The 14,183-nt window shown below is 52.9% G+C and carries 16 protein-coding genes; 8 read left to right on the forward strand and 8 right to left on the reverse strand.

The genetic code is table 11. From position 1 onward, the window contains the following. Positions 1-113: 113 nt before the first annotated feature. The 7 genes from ACKWCC_RS02245 to pdxA form a co-directional block, all read right to left on the reverse strand. Positions 114-1,229, reverse strand: a complete 1,116-nt coding sequence (locus ACKWCC_RS02245) for an NAD(P)/FAD-dependent oxidoreductase (protein ID WP_413994270.1) — start codon at positions 1,227-1,229, stop codon at positions 114-116. A gap of 107 nt (positions 1,230-1,336) precedes the next feature. Next, positions 1,337-2,689, reverse strand: a complete 1,353-nt coding sequence (accC, locus tag ACKWCC_RS02250; RefSeq protein ID WP_413994271.1) for an acetyl-CoA carboxylase biotin carboxylase subunit — start codon at positions 2,687-2,689, stop codon at positions 1,337-1,339. A gap of 82 nt (positions 2,690-2,771) precedes the next feature. Beyond that, positions 2,772-3,257 carry an acetyl-CoA carboxylase biotin carboxyl carrier protein gene (gene accB, locus ACKWCC_RS02255; RefSeq protein ID WP_413994272.1) on the reverse strand — a complete coding sequence of 162 codons (486 nt, stop codon included), beginning with the start codon at positions 3,255-3,257 and terminating at the stop codon, positions 2,772-2,774. Between the two features lie 24 nt (positions 3,258-3,281). Further along, a complete protein-coding gene (locus ACKWCC_RS02260) occupies positions 3,282-4,277 on the reverse strand; it encodes a beta-ketoacyl-ACP synthase III (RefSeq protein ID WP_413994273.1) in 996 nt (331 codons plus the stop codon). Positions 4,278-4,481: 204 nt separating this feature from the next. Then, positions 4,482-4,682: a 50S ribosomal protein L32 gene (gene rpmF, locus ACKWCC_RS02265; protein ID WP_413994274.1), complete on the reverse strand. Its 201-nt coding sequence runs from the start codon at positions 4,680-4,682 to the stop codon at positions 4,482-4,484. An 8-nt stretch (positions 4,683-4,690) separates the two neighbouring features. Continuing rightward, entirely contained in the window at positions 4,691-5,221 is a 531-nt protein-coding gene (locus ACKWCC_RS02270) for a YceD family protein (RefSeq protein WP_413994275.1), read from the reverse strand. A gap of 127 nt (positions 5,222-5,348) precedes the next feature. Continuing rightward, a complete protein-coding gene (gene pdxA, locus ACKWCC_RS02275) occupies positions 5,349-6,398 on the reverse strand; it encodes a 4-hydroxythreonine-4-phosphate dehydrogenase PdxA (protein ID WP_413994276.1) in 1,050 nt (349 codons plus the stop codon). Between the two features lie 58 nt (positions 6,399-6,456). On the opposite strand from pdxA, the gene ACKWCC_RS02280 reads away from it, so the two are divergent. Beyond that, positions 6,457-7,044 (forward strand): riboflavin synthase, encoded by a 588-nt coding sequence (locus ACKWCC_RS02280; RefSeq protein WP_413994277.1) that lies wholly within the window; start codon positions 6,457-6,459, stop codon positions 7,042-7,044. A gap of 9 nt (positions 7,045-7,053) precedes the next feature. Here ACKWCC_RS02280 and ACKWCC_RS02285 read toward each other — a convergent pair whose 3' ends face one another. Continuing rightward, positions 7,054-9,432 carry a TonB-dependent receptor gene (locus ACKWCC_RS02285; RefSeq protein WP_413994278.1) on the reverse strand — a complete coding sequence of 793 codons (2,379 nt, stop codon included), beginning with the start codon at positions 9,430-9,432 and terminating at the stop codon, positions 7,054-7,056. Positions 9,433-9,796: 364 nt separating this feature from the next. Here ACKWCC_RS02285 and ACKWCC_RS02290 point away from each other — a divergent pair, with 364 nt between their 5' ends. The 7 genes from ACKWCC_RS02290 to ACKWCC_RS02320 all read left to right on the forward strand — a co-directional run bounded on the left by ACKWCC_RS02290 (position 9,797) and on the right by ACKWCC_RS02320 (position 14,122). After that, positions 9,797-10,567 carry an enoyl-CoA hydratase/isomerase family protein gene (locus ACKWCC_RS02290; RefSeq protein WP_413994279.1) on the forward strand — a complete coding sequence of 257 codons (771 nt, stop codon included), beginning with the start codon at positions 9,797-9,799 and terminating at the stop codon, positions 10,565-10,567. Between the two features lie 9 nt (positions 10,568-10,576). Continuing rightward, entirely contained in the window at positions 10,577-11,137 is a 561-nt protein-coding gene (locus ACKWCC_RS02295) for a hypothetical protein (RefSeq protein WP_413994280.1), read from the forward strand. Between the two features lie 228 nt (positions 11,138-11,365). Continuing rightward, entirely contained in the window at positions 11,366-11,776 is a 411-nt protein-coding gene (locus ACKWCC_RS02300) for a DUF3592 domain-containing protein (protein WP_413994281.1), read from the forward strand. Between the two features lie 304 nt (positions 11,777-12,080). Beyond that, positions 12,081-12,530 (forward strand): 6-pyruvoyl trahydropterin synthase family protein, encoded by a 450-nt coding sequence (locus ACKWCC_RS02305; RefSeq protein ID WP_413994282.1) that lies wholly within the window; start codon positions 12,081-12,083, stop codon positions 12,528-12,530. A gap of 27 nt (positions 12,531-12,557) precedes the next feature. Further along, positions 12,558-13,328, forward strand: coding sequence for a UDP-2,3-diacylglucosamine diphosphatase (locus ACKWCC_RS02310; RefSeq protein ID WP_413994283.1), 771 nt, complete (start codon positions 12,558-12,560; stop codon positions 13,326-13,328). A gap of 236 nt (positions 13,329-13,564) precedes the next feature. Next, positions 13,565-13,864: a hypothetical protein gene (locus tag ACKWCC_RS02315; protein WP_413994284.1), complete on the forward strand. Its 300-nt coding sequence runs from the start codon at positions 13,565-13,567 to the stop codon at positions 13,862-13,864. Between the two features lie 42 nt (positions 13,865-13,906). Continuing rightward, positions 13,907-14,122: a hypothetical protein gene (locus ACKWCC_RS02320; RefSeq protein WP_413994285.1), complete on the forward strand. Its 216-nt coding sequence runs from the start codon at positions 13,907-13,909 to the stop codon at positions 14,120-14,122. The last annotated feature ends 61 nt before the right edge of the window (positions 14,123-14,183 follow it).

Here is a 14,183-nt window from a genome sequence, read left to right on the forward strand (position 1 = left end):
AAATTAAAATTCAGTTTCTTATGAATGCCTCCTGGGCTTTACCCCGTAGTTTACTTTTAAAAAGGGGAAAGGGCATCAAGGTGATGGGCGTCATTGAACAGGGCTTCAGTTACTTAATCCAAGGCAGCGGCGAGGCTTCTTCCCACTGCCGTACCCATGGCCACGCCCATACCGCCCAGGCCCACACCACAGGCCACATTGGGGTGCAGTGCCTCCACCATTGGTTTTTTTTGATGTCCCACGCCCATGATGCCGCTCCAATACCGATCTACTTCAAACGGAACGCCAGGCAGAATGACCTCTTTGAGCAAACGCTCCAGCTCCTTTCTTACCAATGCGGTTTCTCCTTGTTCAAAGGTGGTCTCGGTGGCAAAATCCAAATTTCGGCCCCCGCCCAAGAGAACTCGGCCATCCACGTTTCTAAAGTAATAGTAACCTTGGTCCAGATGAAAGGTTCCCCTTGGTGGCGGCAGGGGCAGGGGCTTGGTGATCAAGGCTTGGGCCCTGGCCGGTTGTACATCCGTTTTGATCAGCTGCTTTGCAAAACCGTTGGTGGCCAGGTACAGTTGTTGGGTACGGTACTCAAAATGGTCGGTGGCCACCGTTACATGCCCGGGGTTGGCCTCAAAGCCCGTTACCGTGACCCCATTGAGCACCACAATGCCCAATTGTTGTACTTTGTGCAACAGGGCATGCATCATCTTGCCCGTGTTCAACTGCCCTTCGTGCACCTGCGTAATAAGGTGGTCTTGCACGCCCTCAAGACCAAAGATGTTCTTGGTTTGCACAAAGGTCTTTTTCCCAAAAATGGGTGCCAAAAGGGTGTTAAGGTACTGTAGCTGGCCCAGACAGTGCTCAAACCGTTCCGTGTCCGCTTTCAAAAAGAGGTCATGGCCTCCCCATTGGTGGTAGTCCAACGCGGTATCGCCCAAAAGTTCCCTGAGGGCCAAGATGCCCTCTGCCCTTGTTTTAACCAGTTGCACCACCTGGGCCTCTGTGTGGTGTTCCAGGTCATTCAGTAGTTCCGATACGCTGCCAAAACAGGCAAAGCCCGCGTTTTTGGTACTGGCACCATTGGGTAGCACGCCCCGTTCCAGGACCACCACCTTGGCCTTGGGATGGGCCTGCTTAAGGGCAAGGGCGCAGTTGAGGCCCACAATGCCACTGCCAACCACCGTAAAGCCAATTCTGGAAAGCCAGGTCTTGTGTTCCCAATAACTCAGTGCCATTTTACGCGATGTCTTTGGGTTTTCCTTGCCCACCACAGCGGAACAATGAAGGGGCCATAACGCCGTGGGCCGTGCTCGGGGGTTATGGCCCAAAATTCCCGGAGGGCCTATGCCGTTGCTTCGGGCTTCATCTCAAAATCGTCCATAAAGGCGGTGGTGTAGTTTCCTGCCAGATAATCGGGGTGGTCCATTAACTGCCTATGGAAGGGGATGGTGGTCTTTACGCCCTCAATGACAAACTCGTCCAGGGCACGCTTCATTTTATTGATTGCCTCTTCCCGGGTCTGTGCCGTGGTGATCAGCTTGGCGATCATGGAGTCGTAATTGGGCGGTATGGTATAGCCACTGTACACGTGGGTGTCCATCCTTACACCGTGTCCGCCAGGGGTGTGGAGGGTGGTGATCCTTCCCGGGGAGGGCCTAAAGTTGTTATAGGGGTCCTCGGCATTGATGCGGCATTCTATGGAATGTAGTTTTGGGGTATAGTTCTTTCCGGAAATGGGCACCCCGGCGGCCACCAAGATCTGCTCCCGGATAAGGTCGTAGTCAATGACCTGTTCGGTGATGGGGTGTTCCACTTGGATCCGGGTGTTCATTTCCATAAAATAGAATTTTCGGTGCTTGTCCACCAAAAATTCCACCGTGCCCGCGCCCTCGTACTTAATGAACTCCGCGGCCCTTACGGCGGCTTCTCCCATTTGATCGCGCAGTTTGTCCGTCATGAAGGGAGAAGGCGTCTCTTCCGTTAGTTTTTGGTGCCTGCGCTGTACGGAGCAATCGCGTTCGGAGAGGTGGCAGGCCTTGCCAAACTGGTCTCCCACGATCTGTATTTCTATGTGCCTGGGCTCCTCTATCAATTTTTCCATGTACATGCCCCCGTTGCCAAAGGCCGCGGTGGCCTCTTGCACCGCGCTCTCAAAAAGCGCTTCCATTTCCTCCTCGGACCAAACGGCGCGCATGCCTTTGCCGCCGCCGCCGGCCGTGGCCTTTATCATCACGGGATAACCTATTTTTTTTGCGGTTTTCTTGGCGTCCTTCACGTCTTTTAAAAGGCCGTCCGAACCCGGTACACAGGGCACGCCCGCTTTTTTCATGGTGGCCTTGGCCGTGGCCTTGTCCCCCATTTTGTCTATTTGGTCCCCGGAGGCACCAATGAACTTGATGTCATGCTCCGCACAGATCCTGGAGAATTTGGAATTCTCGGACAAGAAACCATAACCGGGGTGTATGGCATCTGCGTTGGTGATCTCCGCGGCCGCTATAATATTCGGAATCTTTAGGTACGATTCGCTGCTTGGGGCGGGCCCTATGCAGACCGCCTCGTCCGCAAAGCGCACGTGCAGGCTTTCTTCATCTGCCTTGGAATACACCGCCACGGTCTTGATGCCCATCTCTTTGCAGGTACGGATCACGCGCAATGCGATTTCGCCCCTGTTTGCAATCAGTATTTTTTTGAACATAGTGCTGGCAATTTTTTAAGATGTGGCCAAAGGAACCCTGGGTTTTCGCCATGGTGCCAAGGGGCCGCACTTGGGGTTTGGGTTATGATGGGTCTACCAAGAAGAGCGGCTGATCAAACTCCACCGGGGAGGAATCGTCCACCAGGACTTTCACGATCGTGCCAGACACCTCAGACTCTATATCGTTAAAGAGCTTCATGGCTTCAATGACACAGAGCACGTCGCCGGCGGCAATGGTGTCTCCCACTTCCACAAAGGCAGGTTTGTCCGGTGAGGGCTTTCGGTAAAAAGTTCCTATGATGGGCGATTTTATGGTGATGTACTTGTCCTTGTCCTCAGATTTCTCCTGGGCGGGCGCCGTTGGGGCCGGCGGCGCTTCCGCTGGGGCGGCCGGTGCTTGTGCAATGGGTGCCTGGGGCAGGGGAATGGACTGCACGTACGTGGGCTCATTGGAGGCCAAACTGCCCGTGCGGATCGTGATTTTAATGTCGTCCGTTTCCAGTTTCACCTCGCTTGCGCCAGATTTGGCCACGAACTTTATGAGGCTTTGAATTTCTTTGATATCCATAGTGTTCAATGTGTTTTTTGGTTGTTAGTCGTAGGCCCATGTCAGGTAGGCCGATCCCCAAGTGAAGCCACCTCCAAAGGCGGCAAAAACCAGTTTGTCCCCTTTTTTGAGCCGGGACTCATAGTCATGCAACAACAGGGGCAAGGTGGCCGAGGTGGTGTTGCCATACTTCTGTATGTTCATCATGACCTTTTCCCCTTCCAGCCCCATGCGCTTGGCCGTGGCATCTATGATGCGCTTGTTGGCCTGGTGGGGCACCAGCCAGGCCACGTCAGAACCTTTCAGGTGGTTGCGCTCCAAAATTCGGGCGGCAACGTCTGCCATGTTCGAGACGGCAAATTTAAAGACGGTCTTGCCGTCCTGAAAAATAAAGTGTTTGTTGTTCCTTACGGATTCTTCCGTGGCGGGCATCAGGGAGCCGCCGCCTTCCATGCCCAAAAATTGCCGTCCCTTGCCGTCTGCCCTTAGGTACTCGTCCTGCAGCCCCAGGCCCTCGGTGTTGGGCTCAAAGAGCACGGCGCCCGCCCCGTCTCCAAAAATGATGCAGGTGGTGCGGTCTTTGTAATTGATGATGGAAGACATCTTATCTGCCCCGATCAGCAATACTTTTCTGTAAGTTCCGGAAACAATGTAGGACGCGGCCGTGGACATGCCGAAGAGAAAACTGCTGCAGGCGGCCAACAGGTCATAGCCAAAGGCATTGGTGGCCCCTATCTCCGAGGCCACAAAGGCCGCCGTGGATGCCACAAGGCTGTCCGGGGTGGCCGTGGCCACAATGATGAGGTCCAGTTCCGAGGCATCAATGCCGCGCTTTTCCAAGACTTCCCGGGCCGCTTTTATGGCCATGTACGAGGTGCCTTCACCCTCTTCGGGCTTCAATACCCTTCTTTCTTTTATTCCCGTTCTGCTGGTGATCCATTCGTCATTGGTCTCCACCATGCCCTCCAACATTTGGTTGGTAAGGACAAACTGAGGGACATAGCCTCCCACAGCGGTAATGGCAGCGGTTGTTTTGGTCATACCTTGAATGCTATCGTGTGTGTTTAAAAGACACGTAAAAGTGACGAAAAGTAATGATTTTCATCGACTTTTTGACCCAAAAAGGACGTTTTTGTGAATTTCCCCGCGATTTTGAATCGGTTATGGGCCTGTGTTTTTCGCTAGCTGCGAAAAAAAGCTCCCTACTTTTGCAAGAGGGAGCTTGTCATGTTCCATAGGTGGTGGTTAGGCCTCTGCCGCATCCTCGGTCTTGTCCACCAAAACCTGGCCTCTGTAGTACAGTTTGCCTTCGTGCCAATGGGCCCTGTGGTAGAGGTGCATTTCACCGGTGGTGGAGTCGGTGGCCAATGTTGGGGCCACGGCCTTGTAATGCGTTCTTCTTTTGTCCCTCCTTGTTTTGGAGATCTTTCTCTTGGGATGTGCCATTTATACCGTTATTTGTCCGTTAATAGTTTTTTCAATTCGTCCCATCTGGGATCGTTCTCTTCTTTCTCCGTGCGGGCTTCCCTTGGTTCAAGGGCCTTTAACCGCTGCAGGGCCTCTGTTTGCAGCGTGCCATCCAAAACCCCAGGGTGCACTCTCTTTTGCGGCACGGCCAATACGATGGTTTCATAGGCGTATTGCGCTATGTTCAATTGGTGCTCTCCGTGGGGCAAAATCAGGATTTCATCGTCCTCATCATTGTACGCCTCGCCAAACTTCACCACCAGTTCCATTTCCGCATCCACCGGCTGGTCATAGGCTTCGCTGCTCACATCGCAGTTTACATTGACCGTGCCCTTGGCCATCAGGGACAGCTCCATGATCGTGGAGGTCTTGTTCAGGGTAAGCGCCAAATCAATGTTGGCGTCGTTGAACTCATCGAACCCAAAAGCATCAAAGAACCCAGCGGTGATCTGGAACTTAAAATCGTGTCTTCCTTGCTTCAATCCAGAGAAAGGAATATTGAACTCCTTTTGTACCATCGCTTAAACACGGATTTAAATTCCACGCCGAAAAGGCGGGTGCAAAGATAGGATTATTTTAATAAACAACAATAGTTGTCAACGAATTATGCACAAGGGCACGGGGCACGGGCCTCGGTTTGGAAAATCAGCGTTTGGGCCTTTGTTTTTTGAGCACGTTCTGGGTAAGCTCCGTATATTCCGATCGGTTCTTGAATATCTTCAGGGCCATGAACACCGCTTCCTTGAAACTGCCGTGGTCCGCAATGCCCTTTCCGGCAATTTCGTAGGCCGTTCCGTGGTCGGGGGAGGTGCGTACCTTGCTGAGCCCCGCAGTAAAGTTCACCCCCTGGCCAAAGGAAAGCGTCTTGAACGGAATGAGCCCCTGGTCATGGTAGGCGGCAAGGATGGCATCGAATTTTTTATATCCGTCGCTGCCAAAAAAGCTGTCGGCGGCATAGGGTCCGTAGGTGAGGTGCCCCATGTTCACCATCTCGGCAATGACGGGCCGCAGCACCTCATCGTCTTCCTGGCCAATGACCCCATTGTCCCCGCTGTGCGGATTAATGCCCAGTAGGGCCACCCGCGGCCTTTGGATGCCAAAATCCATGATGAGCGATTTTTCAATGGTCTTGATCTTGTCCCTTACCTTGCGGGGGATGATGGACTTGGAAACGTCCTTTACCGCCACATGGTCCGTGAGCAGTCCCACCTTCAGATCTTCGGTGACCATGAACATGAGGCTTTCCCCTTCCAGTTCCTGGGCCAGGTAATCCGTGTGGCCGGGAAAGTTGAACTCCTCGCTCTGTACGTTGGTCTTGTTTATCGGGGCCGTGACCAAGACATCTATGTTGCCCTCCTTTAGCTCGGTCACCGCCGCTTTCAGTGATTTTATGGCATAACTGCCCGCCTCTTCCGTTGCTTCCCCGTAGCGCAGCTCGGGTATTTCCTTCCAGACGTTCACAATGTTCAATTTTCCATCCAAGGCACCGGAAGCCTCTTGCACCCCGTTGAAGGGCAGGGTAAGGTCCAACGCCTTCATTTGGTTGGACACCGTCTTGTTGGAAGCAAAGACAATGGGCGTGCAAAAGTCCAACATCCTGCTGTCCTGAAAGGTTTTTAGCATTACCTCGCAACCAATTCCGTTCAGGTCCCCGATGGAAATGCCCAGCCTTATTTTTCTATTTTCTTCCGTCATATGCCGTACCTTTGTCTTCTTGCTATTGGAACGCAAAACTACTTAAATTAGCTGACACATGTTTACCGGCATCATTGAAACTTTGGGCCGTATCACGGCCTTGGAGCCCAAGGACGGCAACCTGCACATCACGGTCCGGACCCCGCTTGCCAACGAATTGAAAATAGACCAGAGCGTGGCCCATAACGGGGTATGCCTTACCGTGGTGGCCATTGAGGGAAACGAGTATTCCGTAACGGCCATAGCAGAGACCCTGCAAAAGACCAATCTGGGGGAACTGCGGCAGGGTGATTTGGTGAACCTGGAACGGGCCATGATCCTGGGCAGTAGGCTGGACGGCCACATAGTGCAGGGCCACGTGGACCAGATCGGCACCTGTACGCAGGTCCGGGAAACGGACGGCAGCTGGTACTACTCCTTTGAATATGATGGCGCCCTGGGCAACCCCACCATTGAAAAAGGCTCCATTACCATAGATGGCACCAGCCTTACCGTGGTGGACTCCAAAAAGAATTCCTTTGGTGTGGCCATTATCCCCTATACCTATGAGCATACCCGTTTCAATACCTACGGGGTGGGCAGTACGGTGAACTTGGAGTTCGATGTCATTGGCAAATATGTGGCCAAGCTCATGCAGGGCCGCTGATCCACCTACCTAAAAATCCAGCACCACCCCGATGCTGGGAATGGCCTGCCCACTGTCTTGCATGATGGCCACCAGGCTGCGTGGCTGTACCACTGCTCCGGAGGCGTCCCGGTTAAGGCCAAACTCCGGAGGCTGGGGATTCACTTGTCCCAAGAGGTTCTGCACCTCAATGAAGACGTCCAGGGAAAGGTTCTTGAGGTTCCACTTTTTGTCCACCCGCACATCCAACTGACTAAAAATGCCCAGTTCCTCCTCACCCAAGCGAGTGTAGTCCAGCACAATATCCGGATATACCGCCAAGGTCCGGGCCTGGTCCGTGGGCACAAAGGGAGCGCTGCCGGCAAAACGGTAACGCGCGCTGATCTCCCAGTTGCGCTTTAGTTTGTAGCCGCCCACCATGGAAACGAGGTGGCGACTGTCCCAAACGGAGGGCAGATAGACATCGCGGTCAAACCCGGTGAATTCGCTGAAGAAATAGGTGTAGGAGAGGATGCCGTAAAAATTGTTGGTGAGCTTTTGCTGAAATTGAAATTCGGCGCCGTAGGTACGGCCGCGACCCACCGATTGCACTTCCTCATTTCCCAGCACCTCAAAACCGCCGCCCTTGTTGGCAATGGACACCCCGTCTGCCACGGAAACGGGATAGTCCTCATAATTTTTGTAGAACCCTTCCACGGAAATGTTGGCCGCGGGCCCCAAGATATGCTCAATGCCCAGCACATAATGGTCGCTGCGGGTGTAGTCCAGATTTTGGTTCACCAGTTCCTGTTGGTTGTTTCTAAAGCCCAGCATGGTATAGGGCGGTATCTTGAAATAACGCCCCAAGGAACCGTTTAGTTTCCAATTTTCCCTGAACTCGTAAGAAAGCCCCAAACGGGGAGACAAGGTGCTGGCCAAGCTGTTGCCCTCGGTAAAGCTGTCCGCATCTGCCCGCAGGCCAAAGGAAACATCCAATTGGTCGTTAAAGAAGGAGTTGGTGGCATTGGCAAAGAGCCCGTACTTAAAAAAATCTATTTCCGTATCAAAAGCCAGACCGGCCGGCACGTTCACCGTCTCATTGCTGTAAAAGGAATGTTGCAGGTTAAGGCCGCCGGCCAGCTTCCAATCGCCATAGAACTTGGTGAGCTGGTAGCGCAGCTTGGTCTCGGACTCCACGGCGTCGTTCCTGAAAATGATGCCCGTTTGGTTTTGGGAATCTTCATAGCGGGTAAAGATATTGGCCAGGCGGTTGTTGCTCAGGGTGGTCTGCATAAAACCGCTGCCATCCTTGAGCCTGTTCTTCCACGTGATGCCCATGGTGTTGGTGTTCTGTTCAATAAAAGGCGCTTGGTCCAGTGTGGCCTGTTGGTCCGGATCAAATTCTTCCGGGGCCTCCAGGGTAAAATCGTCAATGGAGCCCAGTCCCAGGACGGAAATGGAATTATACTCGTCCAACTGGTGGTCCAGTTTGTACTGGTAGTCCCAATAGTCGGGTCTAATGGGAAGCCCTATGAGCTTAAAGAGCGCTTGTAGGTAGCTGCGCCTCGCGGAGACCAAAAAGGTGGTTTTGGACGCTTCCCGTCCCTGTTTAAAAAGGGGCCCCTCCAGGGTCAGGGCGGCCTCGCTGGCGCTGACCCTGAAATTGCCGCCAAAGTTGCGGGCGTTGCCGTTTCGTTGCCTAAACTGCAGCACCCCGCTCAAGGGGTTGTCATATTGCGCCCCAAAGGCCGAGGTGGAGAGGGTCACATCCTCAATGAAGGACACGTTCAGAAGTCCTACGGGCCCACCGGCGCTGCCCTGGGTGCTAAAATGGTTAATGTTGGGCACTTCCATCCCGTCCAGGTAGTACACGGTCTCATTGGGGGCGCCGCCCCTGATGATGAGGTCGTTTCTAAAGCCGCCCACAGAAGGGGAGACCCCGGGCAGGGTCTGGGCCACCTGCACCACGTCATTGTTGCTGCCGGGATAGGTGGCGATCTCCACGGCCGAGAGCGTTTGGGTGCTCAGCGGAGTTTCCTTGGAGCGCCCGATCAGGCTGTTCGTCACCACCACCTCGTCCAGGCTCTCGGTACTTTCCAGTAAGATAAAATCGTAGGCCGGGTTGCCCTTGGAGCGCACAATGACGTTGAACTTGGTCTGGGTCTCAAAGCCCAGGTAGCTCACGGTAAGGTTGTAGGAGCCCGGAGGTAAGTTGCCCAGGGCATAGCGCCCTTCCTCATTGGTAATGGTGCCCAGTTCGGTACCGCTCAGAAAGACGGAGGCGCCCATAATGGGCTCGCCCACCTCATCGGTGACCTGTCCCGTGAGCTCCCCCACCACTTGGGCAGAGAGCAAGGGGCTGCCCAAAAGGGCCAAAATCACCAATAAAAAGAGGCGGTAAAGCGACTGTTGTTGCCGGTTGGACACCATTTTGTTTGTTATTTTGCCCCAAATATTAAACAAAATATGCGCCCTGAACCCATTATCGTCCAAAAAAAACTGTTAAAAGTTTTAGGCGAACGCTTCTTGGGGGGGCATTGTTCGGGGTGTAGGGCCTTCCTTGGCTGCCTTCGACCTAGAAAAAAATGATGCGCCCGTTACCTTACGATGATTCTTGTCTGGGTGCGTATGGGCAAAAACCGGTATGGCACGCTGTCCTAAATACCCCGAGAATGGAACAGATAAAAATCCACGCGTTTGGAAACCTCCCATTGGGGCAAATGTGCGTAACTTTGGGGTGCGTTTGTTTGGGTCGATGGACCCCAGGCGCACCCAACCCCCTAAAACGGTATGGATGACAACAGATAGACCCAACGGAAGTTTGTACACCAAAGTGGAAAACGGCGTGGCCACCGTGCTTTTTGGCACCCCGGCCAGCAATGCCTTTAGCCTGGAGCTGCTGAACCGGCTGGCGGCGGCTTTGAACGCCCTTTCCAATGACGATGCCGTGCAGGTGGTGCTCTTAAAGTCCGAAGGCCAAAAGGCCTTTTGTGCCGGCGCATCCTTTGATGAGTTGTTGCAGGTTGACACCCAGGAGCAGGCCGAAACGTTTTTTGGCGGATTTGCCCAAGTGATCAATGCCATGCGCCAATGCCGCAAAATTATTGTGGGCCGGGTACAGGGCAAGGCCGTTGGCGGTGGGGTTGGGCTCATTGCGGCCTGTGACCACGTCTATGCCGTGGAAGCGGCCTCCATACGCCTCTCCGAGCTGTCCATTGGCATAGCCCCTCTGGTCATTGCCCCCGCCCTGATCAGAAAAATGGGCACCGCCGCCGTGGCACAGCTATCCTTTGACCCCACCCAGTGGAAAAATGCCTACTGGGGCCAGGAGCACGGGCTGTACGCCAGGGTTTTTGAGAACAGCAGGGAAATGGACAAGGAGCTGGAGTTTTATCTGGAAAAACTGGCCGGTTACCATCCGGCCGCGCTCTTGGAATGGAAAAAGGTGCTCTGGGAAAACACGGACCACTGGGACACCCTGCTGCGGGAGCGCGCCAAGATCACCGGTGGCTTGGCCCTGTCCGAGTTTACCAAGAAGGCCCTGAACAAATTCAAGAACAGCTAAACATTTTCCATGACGGGAACCAAGACCCTGCTCAGTTGCCTCTCCCTTGTGGTGGCGCTTTCCTCCCTTGCCCAAAGTACGCAAGACATCCGGGAGGCCCAGCAACGCATTGATCGAATGCTGCCCCAGCTCCAGGCGCACAGCCTGGACATGGAAGGGGAGTCTGCCGAGGGCGGCGAGGCTATGGCCTACTTTGAGCAGGACAGCATACGCAAACTTTCCACCACATATTTTGGCGAACGGGGCAAACGGTACACGGCCTATTATTTTCTGGAGGGCGTGCCGTCTTTGGTGGAACGTACCGAGTACCGGTATAACCGGCCCATTTATTATGACCAAAAGATGGCCGCCGAATATGGGGACACTGCCCATTACGACCCCAAAAAGACCCAAACGGAGGTAACCACCTACTACATCCGCAATGACAGCATCATCATTTGGCTGGACCACGAGGGCAACCCCGCCAGCCTGGCCGGAAAGGACACGGACAAAGTGGCCCAAACCCTCCTAAAGGAAGCCAAGGAGCTGTTGGGGCGCTTTAAGGAGCCAGATTTGGAAAAGAAGGAGTAGCAAGGTTTGCCGGCCCCCAGGCCAGGGAACCTCGGGGCAGGAAACACAATTTTAAGGCAAGAGGGACGTTAGCCCAACATAAAACATGCTTTAATGGAACTATTGCGTTTTTTGAACAGTGACCTTGTCTTGCCCCTATTGGCCCTGTTTGTACTGGTCTTTTATTTGGTGAACCGGGTTCGTGACCGTAGAAGGTTTAAACGATAATGGCATAAAATCCCTGCAGAGATGAACTGGACCGTTTTCTATTTGGCCCTTTTTTTAATTGGCGGCCTGCTTGCCTACCAAGCCTTTGCCCAGTTCCAAAAATCTCGAAAGCTGTTGCGCACGGGATGGCGCACAACGGCCACCGTCATAGGCTATGAGAGCAGCCAAAGCAGTAAAGGCACCACCTATAGGCCCATTTTTGAGTTCACCGACCGTTCTTTGGAAAAACGGCAGTTTGTGAGCAAGATAAGCAGCAAGCCACCGGCCTATGAAATAGGCGAAGAAGTACCCATTGTCTATACGTCCCGAAAAAGTGACGGGGTCAAGACCGTCTCCTTTTGGGGCCTGTACCGATGGAGCGTGATCTTGCTCATGGTTGCCAGCCCGCTATTGGTCTTGGGGTGCAGTTATTTGCTCTATGTGGGGCATTGAGGCCAAATGGTGCACCAGGTGGTTGTAGAACAATATCCTTGGCGGATGAACAACCTACTGCCCCCTTAAAAAAGGGCCGTTAGGGCCGCCTTCACATACGGGCTTGTTGGGTTTACGGGAAGTAGTTCCCGGAAGCCATGCCGCACTGGCACAAAGCCCCGGGACAACCCCATTGGGGGAAGCGTGTACGCAATGGCTTGGACCCAAGCCAATGTTCCGCCAAGAAAATGACCTATGTGGCCCCGGAAGGGATGCACTGTCCCATGCTCAGATTCGCTACCTTTGTGCTTTCAACATACCAATAATGAGTGTCATTAGGATTACCAAACAGTTCAGTTTTGAAACCGGCCATGCCCTTTACGGGTACGACGGAAAATGCAGAAATGTGCACGGGCACAGCTATAAGTTGAGCGTAACCGTCATTGGAAGCCCAATCACAGATACCCGGCACGTAAAGTTGGGCATGGTCATTGATTTTGGCGACCTGAAAAAAATTGTCAAAGAGGAAATTGTGGACAAGTTTGATCACGCCACGGTATTTAACAAGAACACCCCCCATCTGGAACTGGCCAACGAACTGAGCCAACGGGGGCACAATGTGATCTTGGCAGACTACCAGCCCACCAGTGAGAACATGGTGGTGGATTTTGCCGAGAAGATCAAGGCACGCCTTCCCAAGGAGATACAATTGCACTCCCTTAAATTGCAGGAAACGGAATCGTCCTTTGCAGAATGGCACGCCAGTGACCATTGATCCATTTCTTTTTTATCTTAAGCGCGCATGACCACCATAGCACTTCCCCAAGGAAAAAAAGTTTACTTTGCCAGTGACAACCATCTGGGTGCCCCAACGGCAAAGGAGAGCTTGCCCAGGGAGAAAAGGTTCGTGGCCTGGCTCAATGAGATCCAAAAAGATGCCGGGGCCGTGTTTCTCTTGGGCGACCTTTTCGATTTTTGGATGGAATACAGGACCGTGGTGCCCAAGGGCTTTACGCGCACCTTGGGAAAATTGGCCGAAATGACCGATGCCGGCATTCCCATCTACTTCTTTGTGGGCAACCATGACCTTTGGATGAACGGTTACTTTGAAGAGGAACTGAACATACCGGTCTTTCATGCGCCGCAGCCCTTCAACATCAATGGAACCACTTTTTTCATAGGCCACGGCGATGGTCTTGGCCCGCATGACAAAGGGTACAAACGCATGAAAAAGGTGTTTACCAACCCCGTGGCCCAATGGTTGTTCCGTTGGCTGCACCCGGATATCGGCGTTAGGCTGGCCCAACACCTATCCGTTAAGAACAAGCTCATTTCCGGGGACGGCGATGCCACTTTTTTGGGGGAGGACAAAGAGTGGCTGGTACAATATTGTCATAGAAAGTTACAGGGCGCGCACTACGATCATTTTGTCTTTGGCCATAGGCACCTTCCCCTAGAGATCATGTTGCAAGAAAAGGCCAAGTACACCAATTTGGGCGACTGGATACAGTATTTTACCTATGGGGTGTTCGATGGTGCCCAAATGGAACTGAAGACCTTTGGGCAGCCCTAGGAAAGGGCCCCCACGGTCCTTTAAATAAACTTACGGCCAGTTAGGGCGCTTTGCCCGCCAAAAGTGTCCATTCCGTACACACTTACCCAAAGATTACACGTTTTTACCCAGTTTTAAAAAACAGCTGTTTTTATAAACAACTGATTGGCAATCAACTATGTTTTTAAGTCGTTTTGGCACCGTTGTTTCATTGTACCAAGTGAACAAAAGGAACAATAATCTAAATCTATTGAAAAATGAAAAAGTTAGTTGTAGTGGGGGCCCTGGCCCTAGGATGTGTAAGCCTTATGGCAAACAATGTACCACAGTACCATACCACCTCCCTTGAGGTAGTGGTGCAAGACGATTTTACCCAGATAGCCACATCGGATCTGCCCGATGCCGTAACCGAGGCGGTGGCAACAAGTTATCCCACGGCCACCATTGACAAGGCCTATGTCAATGCGGACAAACAGTTTAAGTTGGAGGTTGTTCTGGGGGATGGCACCACCGGCACCCTGTATGCAGACGAGGAGGGCAACTGGATAGACATGTAAGGACGACATTAGGTAACAGTAGTTGGTTTGGTTTGAAAAGGGATGGCACTCATTGTCATTCCTTTTCTTTTGTTAGGGGTGCCCCGAACTTTTAGAGACGTTTCTGAACAACCAGAACACCAGGGCTCAGGGCAAAAAAAAGTTGCTTTTTGTCAATTGCATTTTCCCCCATTCTTTTGGTGGGGCAACGACATGCTGGCTTGGGCAGGTGTTGTTGTATGGAAAAAGCCAATGCGCCTGTCCATAGCAAAGAATTAACAGTCTTGGCAAGTCCTCACATCCCCATTGGCACGTACATATAGGGAACCAAGACCCTGCC

The sequence above is a fragment of the Maribacter aquimarinus genome (genome assembly GCF_047345505.1).
Lineage (GTDB): Bacteria > Bacteroidota > Bacteroidia > Flavobacteriales > Flavobacteriaceae > Maribacter.

Excerpts from the sequence above, each read along its gene's own strand:
- ACKWCC_RS02245 (WP_413994270.1), bottom strand. The coding sequence starts at position 1,229 with ATGGCACTGAGTTATTGGGAACACAAGACCTGGCTTTCCAGAATTGGC.
- accC (WP_413994271.1), bottom strand. The coding sequence starts at position 2,689 with ATGTTCAAAAAAATACTGATTGCAAACAGGGGCGAAATCGCATTGCGC.
- accB (WP_413994272.1), bottom strand. The coding sequence starts at position 3,257 with ATGGATATCAAAGAAATTCAAAGCCTCATAAAGTTCGTGGCCAAATCT.
- ACKWCC_RS02260 (WP_413994273.1), bottom strand. The coding sequence starts at position 4,277 with ATGACCAAAACAACCGCTGCCATTACCGCTGTGGGAGGCTATGTCCCT.
- rpmF (WP_413994274.1), bottom strand. The coding sequence starts at position 4,682 with ATGGCACATCCCAAGAGAAAGATCTCCAAAACAAGGAGGGACAAAAGA.
- ACKWCC_RS02270 (WP_413994275.1), bottom strand. The coding sequence starts at position 5,221 with ATGGTACAAAAGGAGTTCAATATTCCTTTCTCTGGATTGAAGCAAGGA.
- pdxA (WP_413994276.1), bottom strand. The coding sequence starts at position 6,398 with ATGACGGAAGAAAATAGAAAAATAAGGCTGGGCATTTCCATCGGGGAC.
- ACKWCC_RS02280 (WP_413994277.1), top strand. The coding sequence starts at position 6,457 with ATGTTTACCGGCATCATTGAAACTTTGGGCCGTATCACGGCCTTGGAG.
- ACKWCC_RS02285 (WP_413994278.1), bottom strand. The coding sequence starts at position 9,432 with ATGGTGTCCAACCGGCAACAACAGTCGCTTTACCGCCTCTTTTTATTG.
- ACKWCC_RS02290 (WP_413994279.1), top strand. The coding sequence starts at position 9,797 with ATGACAACAGATAGACCCAACGGAAGTTTGTACACCAAAGTGGAAAAC.
- ACKWCC_RS02295 (WP_413994280.1), top strand. The coding sequence starts at position 10,577 with ATGACGGGAACCAAGACCCTGCTCAGTTGCCTCTCCCTTGTGGTGGCG.
- ACKWCC_RS02300 (WP_413994281.1), top strand. The coding sequence starts at position 11,366 with ATGAACTGGACCGTTTTCTATTTGGCCCTTTTTTTAATTGGCGGCCTG.
- ACKWCC_RS02305 (WP_413994282.1), top strand. The coding sequence starts at position 12,081 with ATGAGTGTCATTAGGATTACCAAACAGTTCAGTTTTGAAACCGGCCAT.
- ACKWCC_RS02310 (WP_413994283.1), top strand. The coding sequence starts at position 12,558 with ATGACCACCATAGCACTTCCCCAAGGAAAAAAAGTTTACTTTGCCAGT.
- ACKWCC_RS02315 (WP_413994284.1), top strand. The coding sequence starts at position 13,565 with ATGAAAAAGTTAGTTGTAGTGGGGGCCCTGGCCCTAGGATGTGTAAGC.
- ACKWCC_RS02320 (WP_413994285.1), top strand. The coding sequence starts at position 13,907 with ATGGCACTCATTGTCATTCCTTTTCTTTTGTTAGGGGTGCCCCGAACT.